The organism is Streptomyces avidinii (assembly GCF_014650695.1).
Taxonomy (GTDB): domain Bacteria; phylum Actinomycetota; class Actinomycetes; order Streptomycetales; family Streptomycetaceae; genus Streptomyces; species Streptomyces avidinii.
The window spans coordinates 492,881-511,859 of sequence record NZ_BMVL01000004.1 but is presented as its reverse complement, the minus strand read 5'-3'; the positions used below and the strand labels follow the sequence as shown (position 1 = coordinate 511,859).

General features: G+C 73.2%; 16 protein-coding genes. 7 read left to right on the top strand and 9 right to left on the bottom strand.

What is annotated here, in order from left to right; translation table 11 throughout:
* Window positions 1-74: 74 nt before the first annotated feature.
* Window positions 75-1,181 carry an ATP-dependent DNA ligase gene (locus IE257_RS13270; protein WP_189968070.1) on the top strand — a complete coding sequence of 369 codons (1,107 nt, stop codon included), beginning with the start codon at window positions 75-77 and terminating at the stop codon, window positions 1,179-1,181.
* Window positions 1,182-1,197: 16 nt separating this feature from the next.
* On the opposite strand, the gene IE257_RS13265 is transcribed toward IE257_RS13270, so the two are convergent.
* On the bottom strand, window positions 1,198-2,643 hold the full coding sequence (locus tag IE257_RS13265) for an NAD(P)/FAD-dependent oxidoreductase (RefSeq protein ID WP_189968068.1): 1,446 nt from the start codon (window positions 2,641-2,643) through the stop codon (window positions 1,198-1,200).
* Window positions 2,644-2,758: 115 nt separating this feature from the next.
* Window positions 2,759-3,736: an NAD(P)/FAD-dependent oxidoreductase gene (locus tag IE257_RS13260; protein ID WP_189968066.1), complete on the bottom strand. Its 978-nt coding sequence runs from the start codon at window positions 3,734-3,736 to the stop codon at window positions 2,759-2,761.
* Window positions 3,737-3,802: 66 nt separating this feature from the next.
* On the opposite strand from IE257_RS13260, the gene IE257_RS13255 reads away from it, so the two are divergent.
* Together IE257_RS13255 and IE257_RS13250 are read left to right on the top strand one after the other, a co-directional pair.
* Window positions 3,803-4,420 (top strand): helix-turn-helix domain-containing protein, encoded by a 618-nt coding sequence (locus IE257_RS13255; protein ID WP_189968064.1) that lies wholly within the window; start codon window positions 3,803-3,805, stop codon window positions 4,418-4,420.
* Window positions 4,417-4,908 (top strand): nucleotide triphosphate diphosphatase NUDT15, encoded by a 492-nt coding sequence (locus IE257_RS13250; protein WP_189968061.1) that lies wholly within the window; start codon window positions 4,417-4,419, stop codon window positions 4,906-4,908. Before IE257_RS13255 ends, IE257_RS13250 begins: the two co-directional genes overlap by 4 nt.
* A gap of 75 nt (window positions 4,909-4,983) precedes the next feature.
* On the opposite strand, the gene IE257_RS13245 is transcribed toward IE257_RS13250, so the two are convergent.
* From IE257_RS13245 to IE257_RS13230, 4 genes are all read right to left on the bottom strand, one after another.
* On the bottom strand, window positions 4,984-5,646 hold the full coding sequence (locus IE257_RS13245) for a GOLPH3/VPS74 family protein (protein WP_189968059.1): 663 nt from the start codon (window positions 5,644-5,646) through the stop codon (window positions 4,984-4,986).
* Between the two features lie 121 nt (window positions 5,647-5,767).
* Window positions 5,768-7,828: an MDR family MFS transporter gene (locus tag IE257_RS13240; RefSeq protein WP_443728820.1), complete on the bottom strand. Its 2,061-nt coding sequence runs from the start codon at window positions 7,826-7,828 to the stop codon at window positions 5,768-5,770.
* A 72-nt stretch (window positions 7,829-7,900) separates the two neighbouring features.
* Window positions 7,901-9,283, bottom strand: coding sequence for a 6-phospho-beta-glucosidase (locus IE257_RS13235; protein WP_189968057.1), 1,383 nt, complete (start codon window positions 9,281-9,283; stop codon window positions 7,901-7,903).
* 135 nt (window positions 9,284-9,418) lie between these two features.
* On the bottom strand, window positions 9,419-10,405 hold the full coding sequence (locus IE257_RS13230) for a helix-turn-helix domain-containing protein (RefSeq protein WP_229920318.1): 987 nt from the start codon (window positions 10,403-10,405) through the stop codon (window positions 9,419-9,421).
* Window positions 10,406-10,622: 217 nt separating this feature from the next.
* Between IE257_RS13230 and IE257_RS13225 the strand changes: the two genes are divergently transcribed.
* From IE257_RS13225 to IE257_RS13215, 3 genes are all read left to right on the top strand, one after another.
* Complete coding sequence (locus IE257_RS13225; protein ID WP_030385221.1) at window positions 10,623-11,291, top strand: helix-turn-helix domain-containing protein; 669 nt, start codon at window positions 10,623-10,625, stop codon at window positions 11,289-11,291.
* A gap of 64 nt (window positions 11,292-11,355) precedes the next feature.
* Window positions 11,356-11,913, top strand: coding sequence for a hypothetical protein (locus IE257_RS13220; RefSeq protein WP_030385222.1), 558 nt, complete (start codon window positions 11,356-11,358; stop codon window positions 11,911-11,913).
* Window positions 11,910-13,079 (top strand): MAB_1171c family putative transporter, encoded by a 1,170-nt coding sequence (locus IE257_RS13215; RefSeq protein WP_189968053.1) that lies wholly within the window; start codon window positions 11,910-11,912, stop codon window positions 13,077-13,079. The genes IE257_RS13220 and IE257_RS13215 overlap by 4 nt, the downstream gene beginning before the upstream one ends.
* A gap of 40 nt (window positions 13,080-13,119) precedes the next feature.
* Here IE257_RS13215 and IE257_RS13210 read toward each other — a convergent pair whose 3' ends face one another.
* Both IE257_RS13210 and IE257_RS13205 read right to left on the bottom strand, forming a co-directional pair.
* Window positions 13,120-13,902, bottom strand: coding sequence for a bestrophin-like domain (locus IE257_RS13210; RefSeq protein WP_189968051.1), 783 nt, complete (start codon window positions 13,900-13,902; stop codon window positions 13,120-13,122).
* 102 nt (window positions 13,903-14,004) lie between these two features.
* The gene (locus IE257_RS13205; RefSeq protein WP_189968050.1) at window positions 14,005-14,610 is read right to left on the bottom strand and encodes a hypothetical protein; all 606 of its coding nucleotides are present in this window, start codon (window positions 14,608-14,610) and stop codon (window positions 14,005-14,007) included.
* A 114-nt stretch (window positions 14,611-14,724) separates the two neighbouring features.
* Between IE257_RS13205 and IE257_RS13200 the strand changes: the two genes are divergently transcribed.
* The gene (locus IE257_RS13200) at window positions 14,725-16,365 is read left to right on the top strand and encodes a serine/threonine-protein kinase (protein ID WP_189968048.1); all 1,641 of its coding nucleotides are present in this window, start codon (window positions 14,725-14,727) and stop codon (window positions 16,363-16,365) included.
* Between the two features lie 57 nt (window positions 16,366-16,422).
* Here IE257_RS13200 and IE257_RS39130 read toward each other — a convergent pair whose 3' ends face one another.
* Window positions 16,423-18,966, bottom strand: a complete 2,544-nt coding sequence (locus IE257_RS39130) for an MDR family MFS transporter (protein ID WP_189968046.1) — start codon at window positions 18,964-18,966, stop codon at window positions 16,423-16,425.
* Between the last annotated feature and the right edge of the window lie 13 nt (window positions 18,967-18,979).

Sequence of the window (18,979 nt, the reverse complement as noted above, 5' to 3'; positions counted from 1 at the left end):
TGCGCCACGGTAGGCGGGCCCGGTCCTGCGCGCATACCGGGCGGGTCCGGACGTACCACCGCAGAATCGAAGGCATGGACCTGCCAGTGATGCCGCCCGTGAAGCCGATGCTCGCCAAGTCCGTCGCGAAGATCCCGCCCGGGATGCAGTACGAGGCCAAGTGGGACGGCTTCCGGGCCATCGTGCATCGCGACGGCTCGGAGGTCGAGATCGGCAGTCGCACGGGTAAGTCCCTGACCAGGTACTTTCCCGAGCTGGTGGAGGCCCTGAAGAGCAATCTGCCGAGCCGTTGCGTCGTGGACGGCGAGATCGTGATCGTCCACGGCGGACGCCTCGATTTCGACCGGCTGACCGAGCGGATCCACCCCGCGCAGTCCCGCGTCGCCCTGCTGGCCGAGACCACCCCCGCCAGCTTCGTCGCCTTCGACCTGCTCGCCCTCGGCGACGAGGCGCTCCTCGACACCCCGCTCGCCGACCGCCGTTCCGCCCTCGTCCGGTCCCTCTCCACTGCTCGGCCCCCCGTGCATCTCGCGCCCGCGACCACCGATCCCGCGCTCGCGCAGGAGTGGTTCGAGCGGTTCGAGGGCGCCGGGCTCGACGGGGTGATCGCCAAACCGCTCGATCTCCTCTACCGGCCCGATGCCCGCCTCATGTTCAAGGTCAAACACGAACGTACGGCCGACGTCGTCGTCGCGGGTTTCCGTTTCCACAAGAGCGGTCCGATTGTCGGATCGCTGCTGCTCGGCCTCTACGACGCCCACGGCACCCTGCAGCACGTGGGCGTGTGCGCCGCCTTCCCCATGAAGCGCCGCGCCGAGCTGGTGGAGGAACTCGAACCTTTGCGGATGCCCGACCCGACCGGCCATCCTTGGGCCGCCTGGGCCGAGGAGTCCGCCCACGAGAGCGCCCGGCTGCCCGGCGCGCAGAGCCGCTGGACCGGCAAGAAGGACCTCTCCTGGGTACCGTTGCGCCCCGAGCGGGTCGTCGAGGTGCGGTACGACCACATGGAGGGCGACCGCTTCCGGCACACCGCCCAGTTCCACCGCTGGCGCCCCGACCGCACACCCGAGAGCTGCACCTACGCTCAGTTGGAGGAGGTCGTCGGCTACGACCTCGCCGAGGTGCTCGGCCCGGTCGACGGCACCGGCGGTGCCGACGGTTCCGGAAGGGCCGACGGATGAGCGGCTGTCTCCCGCCTCACCCCGCCGTCAGCTTCTCCCACTCCTCCCGGTCCGGCCCCGCCGCGTTCGGTACGTAGTCCGGCCGCTCCGCCAGCCAGCGCGCCACCCGCGAGCGGATCTCCGGATCGGCGTACGCCCGCTCCGGTGGCTCCACCAGGTGCCGGACCCTCGCCCGCGCCCGCATCACCTCGGGGTCCTCCAGCGCGCAGTCGAACAGCGCGGATACCTCGCGTGCCGTCGCACCGCGCCCGGCCCGCGTCGCGAAGCGCTCCCCGATGGCCGCGTCGGCGACCACCTGGAAGTCGAACCAGGGCTTCAGGGTGCGTTCCGCCCAGGCGTGGTGCTCAGCGGCGTACTGCGGCGATCCCGGATCCCGGTGCGCCGTACGGGCCACCCTGCGCGCGGCCCACAGGGCCAGCGACGTGCCCTGCCCCAGCGTCGGGTTGGTGTGCGTGATCGAGTCGCCGACCGGCACGAGTCCGGTCACCACGGGGCCCTGTTCGTCGACGAGCGCGCTCCACCTGTTGTCCAGGCTCGCCGTGGCCAGCACGCCCGACAGCGGCTGGGCGCCCAGTGCCAGCCAGGCCGCGCCGGGCGGAAAGGCGCGCGCCGCCGCCTCGAAGACGTCGGGGTCGCGCAGCGCCGACCGGGTGGTGTCCGCGGTGTGCACGAACAGCGTGACGGCGAACACCCGGTTGTCGGCCGGGAAGACGGCGCACCCGGCGAAGGCCCCGCCGGTCACCGCCCACGGCCGGCGCGGCCCCTCGTCCACGCCCTCGGGCAGCCGGTACCAGCGGCAGAAGTACGCGAGCCCGGTGCGGTGCCGTTCCACGACGGGCGGCCGGCAGCCCACCTCGGCCAGCCTGCGCTCGGTGCCCCCGCGCCGCCCGCAGGCGTCCACCACGAGGTCCCCCGGGTAGCTCCCGGTCTCGGTGGTCACCCCCGTCACCTGGACCCCGCTGGCCCTGGCGGCCCCGGTGGCTCCGCTGGCCCCGGCGGCCCCGCTGGCCCCGGACGGTCCCGGGGCCGTGAGCAGTCCGGTGACCGGCTCCCCGTACCGGACGACGACCCCCGGTTCCGCGCGCAGCGCCGTGGCCAGCGCGCTCTCCAGCACGATGCGGCGGGCCTGCAACATCACGAGGTCCTCGTCGCCGGGCAGCGCGGGCGGGCGCACGTCGAACCAGTCCAGCTCGTGCCGTTCGCGGGCGCCCAGCCGGAGCATCTCCTCGTGGACGTCCGGCAGGTCTGCGCGCAGGACGTTGTGGGCGGCCCCGAGCAGCACGTGCGGCTGGGCCGCCTGCGGCACGGTCGGCCGCCGCCACCCGAAGAAGTCACGGTCGAGCGCGGTGCCCGGGGCCCGCACGTCGCGCTCGAAGACCTCCACCGTGTGTCCGCGACGCGCCGCGAGAAGGGCGGTGGCGGGCCCCGCGACGCCTCCGCCGATGACCAGCACATGTGCCATGGAGCGTCCCCCCGAGCCGTTGGACCGTACGACGATCACACCGCACAGAGCCTGCACGAACGGAAGCCATCCGAAACCCGCACAAATGACCGAGAGTCGCTCTGGTGCTCGGCGTTTACACGCCGACACCAGCCCGGTGGGCCCCGACAGCCCGCCGGGCCTCCTCCTCGATCAGGTCGGTGTTGATGGCCACGGCCGCCTGCGCCCCCTGCGCCGCCGCGCCCGCGACCTTCTCCATCGGTGCGGTCACATTGCCCGCGACCCAGACCCCCCGCAGCGCGGTGGCCCCGGTGGCCGGATCGGACTCGACGCAGGTGCCGATCGCTGCGCCGTCCCGCTCCATGACAACGGTCGGCAGGCCGAGGCTGCTCAGCACGCCCGAGCGGGCGGTGAACCGCGGGGCCACCACCAGGGCCCGACACCCCAGCTCGGCGCCGCCCACCAGGGTCACCCCGGTGAGCCGGTCGCCCTGGACGGCGAGGCCGGTCACCTCGCCCTCGACGACATCGACACCGAGGGCGGCCAGCAGTTCCCGGTCCTCGGCGGTGAGCCGCCAGGTGTGCGCCAGCAGGGTGGTGCGGGCACTCCATTGCCGCCAGAGCTGAGCCTGGTGCACGGCAAGGGGACCGTCGGCCAGCACCGCGATCGGCTGGTCCCGGACCTCCCAGCCGTGGCAGTACGGGCAGTGCAGCACGTCCCGCCCCCAGCGCGCCCCGAGGCCCGGCACGTCGGGCAGCTCGTCCACCAGGCCGGTGGCGACCAGCAGCCGGCCCGCCCGCACGGTGGTGCCGTCCCCGCAACGCACCAGGAAACTCCCGTCGGGCAGCCGGTCGGCGGCGAGGGCCGTGCCCGCCCGGATCTCCCCGCCGTAGCCAGTCACCTCCGCGCGCCCCCTGGCCAGCAGTGCGGCGGGGCTCTCCCCGTCCTGCCCCAGGTAACCGTGCATGTGCGCGGCCGGGGCGTTGCGCGGACTGCCGGAGTCGATCACCAGTACCGAACGGCGGGCCCGGACCAGGGTCAGAGCCCCGGCGAGCCCGGCGGCCCCACCGCCCACCACCACGACGTCGAACGAGCTGTCCCTTGCGTTGTCCATGTCTCCGAGGGTGTGCCCGATTCGGCCCGCTTGACAAATGTTCTTGCCGAAGTGGCAAATGGAGTCATGGCCACCGAGGAGCAGGACGAGGAACTCGCCGGCGTACTGACGGCCGTGGGCCCGCGGTTGCGCGCCCTGCGGCGGCAGCGCGGCACCACGCTGGCCCAGCTCAGCGACACCACCGGGATCTCGCTCTCGACCCTCTCCCGGCTGGAGTCCGGGCAGCGCAGGCCGACGCTGGAGCTACTCCTTCCGCTGGCCCGGGCGCACCGGGTGGCGCTCGACGAGCTGGTCGGCGCCCCGGAGACCGGGGATCCCCGGATCCGCCCGCGCCCCTTCGTCCGGCACGGCAGCACCTACATACCGCTGACCCGGAACTTCGGCGGGGTGCACGCCTTCAAGCAGATCCTCCCGCCCCTCGACGGCCCGCCGCCCGAGCCCGAACTGCAGGTCCACGAGGGCTACGAGTGGCTGTACGTGCTGTCCGGACGCATCCGGCTGCTGCTCGGCGAGCACGACCTGGTCCTGGGCCCCGGCGAGGCCGCCGAGTTCGACACCCGTACTCCGCACGCCTTCTTCAACGCGGGCCCGCAGCCGGCGGAGTTCCTCAGCCTCTTCGGCCCCCAGGGCGAGCGGATCCATGTCCGGGCCCGCCCCACCACCGCATCGGAAGGACGTCCATGAGCACCACCGGCGAGCGCCCCGAGCGGGCCGCACCTCAGCCCCATGCCGTCGTCGGCGTCGGGCTGGTCGTCGTGGGTCCCGACGGCCGGGTCCTCCTCGGCCAGGCGCACGACGGCCGCTGGGAGCTGCCCGGCGGCAAGGTGGACCCCGGGGAGGGCTTCGAGCAGGCCGCCGCCCGGGAACTCGCCGAGGAGACGGACCTGCGGGCGGACCCGGGGTCGATCCGGATCCTGTCCGTGCAGATCGAGGCCACGGCCGGCCTGACCCGGCTGACGGCCGCCGCCGTCACCGGCGCGGCCGAGGGCGTGCCCGCCGTCACCGAGCCGCACAAGATCGCCCGCTGGCAGTGGTTCGTGCCCGCCGAGATCCCGGCGGCCCTGTACGTCCCCTCCGCGGCCGTGCTGCGCGCATGGCGCCCGGACCTCGCCTCGCTGCCGACCGTCCCCGCCCACACGTACCCGGTCTCGGACCCGGTGCCCGGCACCTGACCACGGCCGCCGAGCCGGACGGGCGCACGGGCCCACGGGCCGGACGGGCCGAACGGGCCGGACGGGCCGGACGGGCTAGGAGGTGGCCGTCAGGACCGTCACCGCGGTCACGGCCACCATCGCGGCCTGCATGTCGCGGATCGCCAGCCGGACGCTCTCGGCCGCCCACTGGCCGGCGGCTATCTCCGCCGTCCGTGCGGTCAATCCGTCGGGCTGCCGGGCGGGGAAGGCCAGCCGGTGCAGTTTGGCCGAGTGGATCAGCGCGATCAGGCCGGCCGTGCGCTCGTCCGGCTCGGCGCCGTCCAGGACGACGCCGCGGAGCCGCTCGCGCAGGGCCCGCTCGACGGTGCCGTCGGCCTCGGGGTAGCGGCGCTGCGGGAACACTCCGAAAACCTTGTGCACCTGTGCCACCACGAGCCCGCGCTCGCTCAGGCTCTCCAGGGCGGCGCCGACCGCCTTGGGCTGGTCCTTCGTCAGCCAGTCCGTGACCCGGCGCTGACTGCGGCCCCGCAGCCAGCCCTCCATCAACCGGATCCGGCCGTCCAGCAGTTGCTCCCCGGTGGGCTCGGTGCTCCTGAGTTCCAGGTACTTGCCCGACACCGAAACCCGCTCCGCCATGACCAGTTCGAGCAGGATCGCGCCCGCCACGGCCCAGCCCGCCGACTGTCGCTGCCGCGCCGCCCCGGACTCGTCGTCGAGGGACAGCAGCATGATCTCCTCGGCCAGTGTGATCCTCACGAGCGGCCCCCGTCGTCCGTCTGCCGGTCCGGCTGCCGGTCCGCCTGCCGGTCCGGCTGTCCTACTGGTTCGTAGGGGAGGACGGGTGACGAGCCCGCCGGGTTCCCTTCCGGGCCCGGGTCTAGCGCCGCACCACCACCTTTGGCGCGAAGTTGCCGTCGCCGAGGTCCTCCGCGAGCAGCCGCTTGGCGATCGCGTCCGCCGCCACCCGCAGTTCGGCGCTCCGCGGCCGCCCCCGGTCCTTCTCCAGCTGGTCCCCCAGCCACTGGGCCCACGCCTTCGAGATGACGTCTGCCTCCCGCTGTCCGGCCGCGGTGAGGGTGAAGAAGCTGCCCTCGCGGCTGAGGAAGCCCTCGTCCGCCATCCGCTCGTACACCGGGATCAGCACCTCCGGCGGCAGGGACCGGCGACCGGCGATCAGGCCGAGGCTGGCGTGGCCGACGGTCCGGGTCATCAGGTCCACCTGCATCACCGCCCAGGCGCCGGCGATGTCCAGCCGGGTGTCGGAGCCCTCGACGATCCCCCGCGCCGTGTCCGCGCCCATGTTCCGTACGAGTTTTCCGACGGCCAGCTCCAGCAGCTTGGCCGAGTCGCCCGAGGCCGTGGCCGGTGAGCCGAAGCCGTCGCCCATGTCCGTGGACCCGGCCCGGGCGCTGTCGCGCAGCCGCACCTGCTTGAGGAAGAGCGCCACGACAAAACCGAACGCGGCGACCGGAACGGTGTACAGGAACACGGTCTGCAGGGCCTGCGCGTACGCGTCGATCACCGGGGCCGCGGCCTGCGGGTCGAGCCCGTGCACGCCTTCCGGGGTGGACGCGGCCTTGGCCAGCTGCTCCGGATCCTGCCCGGTGAGCCGCGCCGCCTCCGCGTACGCCGCCTCCAGTTCGGGCCCGAGGTGGTTCGCGTAGATCGTCCCGAAGACCGCGGTCCCGAAGGCGCTGCCGAGGGTACGGAAGAAGGTGACGCCCGAGGTGGCCGTGCCCAGGTCGGCGTAGTCGACGGTGTTCTGCACGGCGATGGTCAGCACCTGCATGGACAGGCCGATGCCCGTACCGAGCACGAACATGTACAGCGATTCCAGCAGGGTGCCGGTCCCCGGCCCCATCATCGACAGCAGGTACAGGCCGACGCCCATGACCGCGTTGCCGACGATCGGGAAGATGCGGTACTGGCCGGTCCTGCTCACGACGTTGCCGCTGAAGACGGAGGCGATCAGCAGGCCGATGACCATGGGCAGGGTCCGGACGCCCGAGATCGTGGCCGAGTCCCCGTCGACGTACTGGAGGTAGGTCGGCAGGAAGGTCATCGCGCCGAGCATCGCGAACCCGACGACGAAGCTCAGTACGGAGCACACGGAGAAGACCGGATTGCGGAAGAGCCGCATCGGCAGCATCGGTTCCGCGGCACGCGTCTCGGCCAGGCAGAACAGTGCCAGCGCGACCGCGCCGCCCGCGAACAGCCCGATGATGACCGGCGAGGTCCAGGCGTACTCGTTCCCGCCCCAGCTGGTGGCGAGGATCAGCGCGCTGGCGCCGACGGCGACCAGCGCGATGCCCAGGTAGTCGATGACCGGTTTGCCCGAGGCCCGGACCGCCGGGATCGTCCTGGCGGCCGCGATGACGACGAGGATCGCGATCGGGACGTTGACGTAGAAGCACCACCGCCAGGTCAGCTGGTCGGTGAAGAACCCGCCGAGCAGCGGGCCGATGACGGTCGCCACCCCGAAGACGGCGCCGATCATGCCCTGGTACTTGCCGCGTTCGCGCAGGGGCACCACATCGGCGATCAGCGCCATGGCGGTGACCATCAGGCCGCCGGCCCCGATGCCCTGGACCCCGCGCCACACGATGAGGAAGGTCATGTTGCTGGACAGGCCGCACAGGAAGGAGCCGCTGATGAAGACGACGGCGGAGATCTGGAAGATCAGTTTCCGGCCGAAGAGGTCTCCGAACTTGCCGACCAGGACCGTCGCCACGGTCTCGGCGAGCAGGTAGGAGGTCACCACCCACGACATGTGGTCGCCGCCGCCCAGGTCCCCCACGATCGTGGGCAGCGCGGTTCCGACGATCGTCTGGTCGAGCGCCGCCAGCAGCACGCCGAGCATGATCGTGCCGAAGATGACGTTGCGCCGCCGCCGGTCGATCACGGGGGGCGCGGCGGCCGTGGCGGGGGCAGTGGTCACCCTCGCACTGTCACAGCGCGCCCGCCGCGGCGCATGCGGCGCTGAGCCGTACGGAGGAACCGCCTGCCGGGATCAGCGCAGGTAGGACAGCCCCGGATGCTCCGCCGCGTACCCGTCGAGCAGCCTGCGGGCCACCCCCACCGAGTCGACCAGCGGGTGGAGTGCGAAAGCCTTGACGGCGTCGGCCCGCGAACCGCTCGCGGCCGCCGCCAGGATCTCCCGTTCGACCGCCTTGACGGCCGTCACCAGCCCCACCGCGTGCAGGGGCAGCTGCTCGACGCCCACCGGGTGCGCGCCGTTCGCGTCAACCAGGCAGGGCACCTCGATGACGGCGTCGGCGTCGAGGACGGACAGCGTCGATCCGTTGCGGACGTTCAGGATCAGCGTGGCCCGCTCGTCCCGGGCGATGGCCCGCATCAACGCGAGCGCGACCTTCTCGTAGCCGCCGGATTCGAGGTCGCTCCCGTCACGCTCGCCGACACCCGCCACCTCGCGGTTCTCGGCCATGTACGTGGCCTCGCGCTCGGCCCGGGTACGGTCCCAGGCGGCCAGCGCCGCCCCGGCCGGCGCCCCGTTCCGGCCGGCCTCGGCATAGAAGCCGCGCTGCTGATCGCGCAGGAAGGCCCCGCGGGTCTGCTTCGCCTCCTGGTACGCCCGTACGGTGTCACGGTTGAAGTAGTAGTAGTGCAGGTATTCGTTGGGGATCGCGCCGAGCGAGCGCAGCCATTCGGCCCCGAAGAGCCGGCCCTCCTCGAAGGACTCCAGGGCCTCGGTGTCGGCCAGCAGGCGGGGCAGCTCGTCGCGGCCGCCGATGCGCAGCCCGCGCACCCAGCCGAGGTGGTTGAGGCCGACGTAGTCGATCCAGGCGTCCTGCGGCCGGGCGCCCAGCAGCCGCGCGATGCGCCGCCCCAGGCCCACGGGGGAATCGCAGATGCCGATCACGCGCTCGCCGAGCTCCTCGGCCATCGCCTCGGTGACCAGCCCGGCCGGGTTGGTGAAGTTGATGACCCACGCCCCGGGGGCGGTACGGGCGATCCTGCGGGCGATCCCGCGCGCCACCGGCACCGTCCGCAGGCCGTACGCGACCCCGCCCGCGCCCACCGTCTCCTGGCCCAGGACTCCCTCGGCCAGGGCGATCCGCTCGTCCGAAGCACGCCCTTCCAGGCCACCGACGCGGATGGCGGAGAAGACGAAATCGGCCCCGCGCAGGGCTTCGTCGAGGTCCCCGGTGGCAGTGACGGCCGGGGCGTCCACAGCCGGGCGGCCCCCCGCCGCGTCCTGTACGGCCGCGGCTGCGGCCTGGTCCCGCAGCACCCGGGTCATGGCGGTGAGCCGCGCCGGGTCCTCGTCGTAGAGCGTCACGTGGGACACCCTGCCCTCGGCGCGGTCGCCGAGCAGGGCCCCGTAGACGAGCGGGACCCGGAAGCCGCCCCCGCCGAGGATGGTCAGCCGCACGCCCCTACCGCCTTTCGCCAGTGCAGATCCGGTGGCCGGCGCGTCCGCCGTGGTGGCCGGTGCCACGATCGGTGACACGATCGGTGACACGGATGCCGCGGCCCGCGTCCGCCGGTACCAGTCTGCCCCGGTCGGTCACTCCACCGGCGACGGCACGGCGCGCAGCCTGGCGCCCTGCTGGTGCGTGAAGCCGCCGCCCCGGACGGGACCCCTCGGTGCGCCGGTCGGCGTCGAGAGGATCAGGGTGATCCGGGTCAGCCCCATCTCGCCGAGCATCCGACTGGTTTCGGCCACCATCCGGCAGCGCACCAGGCCCCACTGCGGGTCGGGGTGGCGCACGGTGCGCACCGCCCCGTCCAGTTCGGCGGCGTCGGTACCGTGCGTGCTCAGCCAGTGCGGCACCCCGTACCGGTAGGCAGCCTCCATGAACGGGTCACGGGCCACCTCCTGGCGGATGCTGCGCAGCCCCTCGTCCTCGGGAGCCCCGGCCAGCGCGGTCGCGAACTGGGCCAGCAGCGGTACGCACCAGGCCGGTTCGTGGTCCTCCAGCACGGCCGCCGCGTCCGGGTGGAACAGCACGAAGCGCAGGAAGTTGTCGTCCGGCAGGGCCGTCGGGTGCGGTCTCACCGACTGGAAGAGCTGGTCGAAGGCCGAGTTGGTCAGGGCCACGTCCCAGCGGTGGTCCACCAGGAAGCTCGGGTACGGCACCGACTCCATCAGGGCCGCGTAGTCGCACAGGTAGTCGCGCTGCGCCGGGTCGTCGGGCAGCCTGTTCTCCTCGGCGGCGCGCCACGTGGGCGGCGGGTCACGGTCGACCATGACCCGGAACAGCCAGAAGCACTGCCGCTCGCTCATCTCCAAGGCCTCGGCCAGGGCGAGGAGTTTACGGTCCGTCCACTCCTTGACCAGGCCTCTTTCCCAGTTCCCGTACGCGCGCACGCTGATGCGCAGCCGGGCGGCGAGGTCTTCCTGACTCAGTCCCAGCTCCTCGCGGCGCTGGCGCAAAATCTCCTTGCGTCGCTCCGACCGCACGGCGCCGCGGGCAGATTCCTCGCCCGCCAGACGCTCTTCACCGGCTCGGGCGAGTCCATCGGACGGGCCCACCGCTGCGAGATGTGGCACTGAGAGCTCCCCCTCCTCCGGTCTGGATCTTCATTTCCGTGTGGCGATCCTGCTACCGACTTCATTCGAGTGTCAACTATTGTGGCAATTCCAGCCTCTTGACAGCTCATTCCCGCCACAGCTGTGGCACGTTCTAGCCCTTCCGGGCGAGAGCGGCTAGATTCCAGAAGCCGACCATGTGCCCATACCGACTTCGCGCGATCTAGGAGAACCACTGGTGACAGACGGCTTCCCGGCTCCCGTCGCGGTAGCCAACGCACCCCTGGCAGCCACCATCACGCGTGTCGCCGAACTCGCGGGCAAGATGGGACGCGACCTGAACCAGGTCTTCGACCTGCGGCGGCTCTCCGAGGCCTCCGGCGTACCCACGGACGTGGTCAGGACCCTGCTCGACGGCAGGCCGGCCGGCGAACCCGATCTGCAGACCCGGTTCCTCCAGCGTCTCGACCTGCTCCGGCGGACACGTGTCAAACCCAACGGCCGCCGCTACACGCAGCAGGAGATCGCGGACGGTGCCGGCATGTCCCGGCAGCAGGCCGGGGCACTGATCAACGGCGACCGACGCCCCACCATGGAACACTGCGACGCGATCCAGCGGTTCTTCGGAGTGCACGCCGGGTTCCTCACGGCGCACGACTCCGACGCCCTCACGGACGCCCTCCAGAGGACCGAGCAACAGTTGCTCCAGGACTTCGCGGGGCGGGCGCGGGAAACCGTACCCGCTTCGGCCGCATCGTCCGGGGATCCGCTGGCAAGACTCCTCCAGAACCACGGCGTACGGGGCATCGCCTGGCGCGCCGCCCAACTGCCCAGCGACAAGCACCGGGACAAGGTGACCGAATGGCTGGACATGCTCCTCGAAAGCGTAAAACCGAACGAATCCTGACCCAGTCGAAAGTCTGGGTCTGATCCTTGAGTCCTGATCCGGATCCGCGCCGACGGGGAGAACGGTGAGCATAGGCAGAGAGCAGCGGCGGTTGTGCGGGGAGCTGGTGGCCGGCATCCGGCTGACCGCACCCGTGGAACCCGTGGACCTCTACGCTGCCCTCTGCGAGGGCATGAGCAGACACCGCGGGCGCCGGGTGGACTTCCGGATGGCCTCGTTCCCGCCGCGGACGGCCAGCGGCCTGTGGCTCGACATGGCGGACCGCGACCTCGTGGTCATCGAGGAACGCACCGCGCCGGACCACCAGCTGGTGATCCTGGGCCACGAGCTGTGGCACATGAAGGCCGGCCACTGCAGTCACCACGTCGACGGCGCCGCCGTCGCCGCGCGGCTGCTGACGGACGAGGCCGACATCGGTGAGACGGTCCGCCGCGTCGCCGCGCGTACGCGCGCCGACGTGCAGGAGGAGACGGAGGCCGAAACCTTCGGCTTACTGCTGGGCAGCCGGTGCCGGAACTGGCTGGCCGGATCGGCGAGCCACCGGGCTCCGGTCCAGCGCGATCAACTGGCGGGCCGGATCGAGGCCTCGCTGGGCTACCGGGGGCACAGGAACGACCGTTGAACGGCGAGGACTACTACATACCGGCGGCCGCGATGGCGATCTCGCTCGCCTTCAAGCTGCCTGCCCTGCGGCACAACTGGAACGACCCGCTCCTGCGGTCGGTCGTCGCCCTGCTGACCCTGGCGGGAGCGGTGTTCGCCTTCGCCGCGCCGCCCACCATCGCGGCGGTCAACCGCTGGACCGGGATCGTCAACGTCTCGGCGCCCCTGGTGTACTGCCTGATCACCGCGTTCAGCGCATCCTGCCTGGTCCTGATGGTCAACTGGCGGGGCGGACCGCCCGAACAGACCCGGCGCGTCTCGCGCCGCTGGATCCTGGGCTACAGCGTGGTGATCGTGGCGCTGGTCGTGCTCTTCGCCCTCGGGGAGACCCCGGTGGAGCGGCTGCGCGACTTCGACACCTACTACGCGAACACGCCCTACATCGGCCACATGATCGCCCTCTACCTGCTGGCGCACCACGTGGCCGCCGTGGTGATGGTGGTCCTGTGCTGGCGCTGGTCCCTCCAGGTCCGCGGATGGCTGCGGGTCGGCCTGGTGATCATCGTCATCGGCTACATCTTCAACCTCGCCTACGACGCCACCAAGATGACCGCGGTCGTCGCCCGCTGGTCGGGGCACAACCTGGACGACCTCAGCACCCTCGCCGCCCCGCCGCTCGCCTCTCTCGGGGCGCTGATCAGCGCGATGGGCTTCGTGGTGCCCCTGGTCTGCCAGCGGCTGTCGGACCACTGGCAGACCTGGGCGACGTACCGCCAGCTCGGCCCGCTCTGGCAGGAGGTGCAGATCTCCGCGCCCGCCGGCACGCCCTCCGTACGGATCGCCTGGTGGTCGGCGGCGGAGCTGCGGGTGATCCAGCGTGAGTCGGACATCCACGACGGCTTCCTGCACCTCGGCCCGTACTTCGACAGGGGCCTGCGCGACAGCGCCTACGAGAGCGCCGTCGCCGCGGGGGCCGACGAGGAGACCGCCCGCGCCGTCGCCGACGCCGCCATGGTCGCGGCCGCCGTACGGGCCCGCTCCGCCGACCCCGAGGGCAAGATCATCGGAGAGGACGAGGAGGCCTTCCTCGACACCGCCGACGGTCCGCGCGACCTGCTGCGGATCTCCCACGCGTTGCGGCACTCGCCGGTGGTGCAGTCGCTCCGGCAGCAGGTGACCGTCTAGGCCGCCGCGCCGGCCGCCTCACAGGGGCGTCGGGCACCTCTCAGCGGGTGCCGGCCGCCACCGTGGCCGTCGCCGGGAACAGGTCCTGGAACGGCCCGGCCGAGTCGATCCCGTCCCGCCCGTAGGGCGCGTCGAAGCTCCACACCATGAACAGCAGGAACACGATCAGCGCGCTGAAGAGTCCGGCGAGCAGCAGCTCCCGCCCGGACCGGCGGATCTGCAGGGTGAAGATCAACCCCACCGTGACCACCCCGCCGACCAGCAGCCCGAACCACACCACGCCCGGCAGGGTGGACTCGGAGCTCTGCGTCCGCGAGTGGCGCGCGTCGTCCGCGGCCGCGATGTGGTCCAGCAGCGGCTGGTACGCCTGTGCCTGGAGCTCGGTGGTCGGACTCTGGTGCGTGACGTCGCTGCGCAGCTTGCCGAGCAGCGCACCGCCCTCGGCCGAGGCGCCGTCGCCGGAGGTCAGCAGCGGCCAGTCCACGGCGACGGTGTGCGAGACGTACGCATCCACCTCGCCCCGGATCCGGTCGCGGACCGGCGCCGGGTAGACGTCGGCGCGCTGGGTGACCTCGTACAGGGCCTGGGCCTCGCGGCGCACGCTGTCCTCGGCGGCGCCGCGCGCCTCCCAGACACCCGCGATGGCCAGGCCCAGCACGATCGCGTAGACCACGCCCACCATCATCGTCATGTACTCGATGACGTCGGGGGTTTCGCTGGTGTCCTCGTCGTCGGCGGCCCGGCGGTGCCGGATCGTGGTGATGGCGAGGACGAGGGCGCAGACGAGCGCCATGGCGATGGCCAGGACCAGCCATTCGGACACGTGGATTCTCCCGGTGCGGATCGGTGGATCAGTGGATCGTTCGGATCGGTGGATGGGGGTGGGGGTCGGGCTCGCGGTGGGGGTGCGGCGGGGCCGCGGCGGTCAGCTGCGGCTCTTGGAACGGGGCCGCAGGGCGGCAGCGGCGAGTACGGCCGGGGTGGTGACGACGACCATGAGCATCACGGTGGACATTCCGCCCGGGCCGCGCCGCTCCACGGCCACGGCGCGGTACGGACGCACGTGGAAGGCGCTCACCCGCGCGGCGGCGGCCCCGGCCGCGGGCGGGGCGGGTACTTCGGCCGAGGCCGGTTCGGCCTCGGGCCCCGGAACCGGCGCGGGCGCCGGCGGCTCCGACGCCCCGGCCCCCGCCTTCGCACCGGGCCCCACCGCACCCACGGCCCCCGGCGGCTCCGGCTGCCCGGGCTCCGCGGCCGGCCCGGGCCGCGCGGGCCGCTCCGCCGGGGCGACCGGTACGGCGGGCCGTCCCGGGTGGCGCACGGTCGGCCGGTCGGCGCCGGGCACGGCCACCCGCACCGAGGGCTGCCCGGAAGGCGGCCGGAAGACCGGCCTGTCCGGCTGCCCGGCCGGCACGCACAGGTCGACACGGGCCCCGCGGCCGTGACCGTCGCCCGCGACCGCCACGTGGCCGTGCAGCGGGCAGAGCGCCGCCACCAGGCCCGCCCCGGCGAAGTACTGCCAAGCGGTCACCGCACGCCTCCCGAAATCGCAGCAGATGTAAGGGTTACCGCAGAAGAAACGATCAAGACGCGGCTTCGACACGCCGCGAACGGGTGCGGATCGTCGATGCGGCATGATGTCGCCATGGGGACCGAGGGGGCGGACGCCCGCCTGATCGCAGGGCGTTACCGGCTGGACGCCAGGCTCGGACGCGGTGGCATGGGCATCGTGTGGCGCGCCACCGACCAGTTGCTCGGCCGCGGCGTCGCCGTCAAGGAGCTCGCACTCGACCCCGCGCTGTCCGCGGACGAGGCCCGGCACCGGCGTGAACGCACGCTCCGCGAGGCACGGGCCGCCGCGCAGCTCAAGCACCCCCACATCATCGTGGTGCACGACATCGTCGAGGACGGCGAACTCCCGTACATCGTCATGGAACTGGTCGAGGGCGGCTCGCTGGCCGACCGGCTCGCCCGCAGCGGCCCGGTGGACGTCGCCGAAGCCGCCCGGATCGGGATCGCTCTGATCGGCGCCCTGCGGACGGCGCACGCCGCCGGTGTGCTGCACCGGGACATCAAACCCGCGAACGTCCTGCTGGAGGCGCCCGGCGGACGGCCCGTACTCACCGACTTCGGCATCGCGCAGGTGTCGGGCGCGACGACGCTGACCACCACCGGGTCCTTCGTCGGCTCCCCCGAGTACACCGCGCCCGAGCGGATGTCGGGGCAGAGCCCGACGGGACCCGAGGCCGATCTGTGGTCGCTGGGCGCCCTGCTGTGCGCGGCCCTCAGCGGCGCCTCGCCCTTCCGGCGGGACTCGCTCGGCGGAATCCTGCATGCGGTGGTCTTCGACGAGATCCGGCCGCCCGAAGCGTGCGGCCCGCTGCTGCCCGTGGTGCGGGGGCTGCTGGAGCGCGATCCGACCGAGCGGCTCGACGCGGAAGGGGCGGAGCAACTGCTGCGGGCGTGCGCGGACACCGCGACGCGATACACCCCGGCGCAGTACAGCCCGACGCAGCGCAGCGTCACGAGGCCCGAGCCCGCGCCGGCGCCGGTGGCCGAGTCGGCGCCGGCGATGGCGCCGGAGGCCGCGCCCGAGACCGTACGCGTACCCGGGAAGCGGCGGCCGGCGGCGGCTCTGGTCGCCGCGCTGCTGGTGGCTGCGATCGCCGGGGCGGGGGTGTCGGCCGCGCTGCTCATGGACCGCGACGAACGCGGCGGGCAGGCCTCCGCGAGCGGAGCGGCCGGCCACCGGACCGCGCCCGCGGACCCGGCCGGCTCCGGGCCCTCCGCCACGCCCTCGTCCTTCCCCTCGTCCCCCTCGTCCGACGGCAAGGCCGCCGCCCCGGCCGGCTACCGCGTCGTCACCGACCCGGAGGGCTTCTCGCTGGCCGTCCCCATCGGGTTCACCCGCAGGGCGGAGGGCCCGCGCATCTTCTACATGTCACCCGGGGACACCTTCCGCATCGGCATCAAGGCGGCGGAGCCCGAATCGGGCGGTCCGATCGCCGTCCATCAGCGCGCCCACGCCAACGGGCCGTCGAGCAACCCCGGATACCGGGACGCCGAGGTCGTGACCACCTCGCACCACGGCCGGCAGGCCGCGCTCTGGCTGTTCACCTGGGACGGTTTCTCGACGGCCGAGGGTGCCCGGCACACCCGCGACCTGTGCTGGGAGGAGGACGGCCGGCTGTACGACGTGTGGGTGTCGTCGCCCGTGGGCCGGAGCGAAGAGGCCCGGGGCTACTTCGACACCGCGGTGCGCACCTTCGTACGCACCGGAGGCTGACGCACCCGCCCGGCACGCCGTCCGGTACCTCCCCCGGTTCACCCGCCGGGCGGACCCTCACCCCTGGAGGGCGTCCCGCCGCGGGGCGCGGGCCCTGATCAGCAGGGCGGCCGGCAGGGCCGCGAGCAGGAGGCCACCGACCGCGCACCACAGGGTGGTGGTGTAGGAGTCCAGCATCCGGGCGAACAGGTCGGTGTCGTCCGAGACCCGGTCCAGGTGGCTCACCAGGACGGTGCCGAGCACGGCCCCGCCGATCGACTGCCCCAGGTGGTGGGCCGCGCCGACGGCCGCCGACGCCCCGCCGGCGTGCTGCGGGGACACCCCGGCGGTCGCGAGGGCGTAGAGCGGGACGAGGGTCAGGCCCAGGCCGACGCCGGTGAGGAGCATGCCGGGCAGCACCCCGGTCGCGTAGGTGGCCGCACCCCCCACACCGGCCAGCAGGGCCAGCCCGAGGGCCGTGACCAGCAGGCCCGGCAGGATCAGGACGCGCGGTGCGAGGCGGGGCAGCAGTCGGGCGGAGACCTGGGTGGCGGTCACGAGGGCAGCGGCGACCAGGGGCAGGTGGGCCGTCCCTGACAGGGCCGGCCCCTCGCCGCGGATCTGCTGCGCGAAGAAGCCCAGGGCCGGGAGGAGGGCGACCGTGGCGACGCCGGTGAAGAGGACGACCAGGAGGGAGGCGAGGCGGTTCCGGTCGGCCAGGACGTACGCCGGGAGCAGCGGGCCGGACGTTCTGGTCTGCCACCACAGGAAGGCGGCGAGCAGCGCGATGCCGCCCACGAACAGCAGCAGGCTCCGGGCGACGGCCCAGCCGCCCGTCTCCACCTCGGCGAGGCCGTAGGTCAGGGCGGCCGATCCCGCCGCTCCGAGGAGCACCCCGGGTCCGTCGAACCGGGCGCCGGTACGGCCCGGACGGTCGGGCAGCAGGGTGAGCGCGCCGAACAGGGCGAGCACGGCGAGCGGGACGACCGACCAGAGGGCCCAGCGCCATGCCAGGGTCTCGGCGAGCCATCCGCCCGTGAACACGCCGAGCGCACTGCCGCCCGCGACGACCGCCGCGTAGATCCCGAAGGCCCGGCCGCGTTCCCGCGGGTCGGTGAAACCGGTGGCCACCAGGGACAGCGCCGCCGGGACGAGCAACGCGGCGAAGCCGCCCTCCAGGGCGCGGGAGGCGATCAGCATCCCGGGGCCGGCGGCCGCGCCGGCGAGCACCGCGGCCACCGCGAACCCGATCAGGCCGGCCACCAGCATCCGCCGTGCCCCGAGCAGGTCGGCGAGGTGCCCGCCGAGCAGGAGCAATCCGCCGAGGGCGACCAGGTAGGCGGTGAAGGCCGGGCTCAGGCCGTCGGCGCTGAGGCCGAGCTCGGCATGCATCTGCGGCGCCAGCAGGTTGAACTGTGCCGCTTCGACCAGCACCAGCAACTGCGCAAGGGCCAGGACCGCGAGGCCCCACCAGCGCCTGGGGTGCGGGGGCGCGGGGGCGGACGGGCCGTCGCCGGGGACAGCGCCCGGGGGCGGGCCGAAGCCGTCCGCGGGACCGAAGTGGCCGGGGGCCGTGGGGGCGTACGCGGGCGGTGCCCCGTACGGGGAGGCGTCCGGCCGGGACTGCGCCGGCACGAGGCGGGGGTCCGGCGTCCCGGCCGGCGTCCCCCCGGTCGAGGCCGCGGCACCGGCACGGGCTCCGGCTCCGGCTCCGGCGGGAGACGCCGGGGCGTAGTCCAGCAACTGCGCCGCATGTCGTCCCAGCTGGGCCAGCACCTTTCCCGGAAGCCATTCCCCGGCGGCGTCCGCCGCCGTACGCTCCGCCACCTCCTCGGGGGTGGGCCGCCGGGCCGGATCCTTGTGCAGGCACGCGCCGACGAGGTCGGCCAGCGACTCCGGTACGCCGGTCAGGTCCGCCTCCTCCTCGGCGATCCGGAAGAGGTGGGCGTTGAGACCCGTGTCCGTGGCGCCGAAGAGCATGCGCCCCGTCGCCGCGTACACGAGGACCGCGCCGAGGCAGAAGACGTCGCTGGCGGGGGTCAGTTCGAGTCCGCGGACCTGTTCCGGAGACATGAACCCCGGTGAGCCGATCAGCATGCCGGTACGGGTGTGCAGGCTGTCCCCGGTCAGGCTGTCCATCGCCCGCGCGATGCCGAAGTCGATGACGCGGGGCCCGTCGACGGTGACGAGCACGTTGGACGGCTTCAGGTCCCGGTGGATCAGGCCCGCTTCGTGCACGGCCCGCAGCGCGAGGGCGAGCCGGTTGGCGAGGGTGCGCACCGAGTCCTCGGGCAGCGGCCCGAACTGCCGGGCGACCACGGTCTGCAGGTCGGGCCCCGGGATGTACTGGGTCGCCACCCAGGGCACTGCGGCCTCGGTGTCGGCATCGAGCACTGCCGCCGTCCAGCTGCCTCCCACCCGGCGCGCCGCGGCCACCTCGCGGGCGAACCTCCTGCGGAATTCGGGGTTCCCGGCGAACTCCGCCTGGACCACCTTCACGGCGACGGTACGGCCGCCCTCGGAGCGGCCCAGGTAGACCAGGCCCATGCCGCCCGCGCCCAGCCGGGCGATCAGGCGGTACGGTCCTATACGGCTCGGGTCTTCGGCGATCAGCTGATCCACGGACGGAAGGATA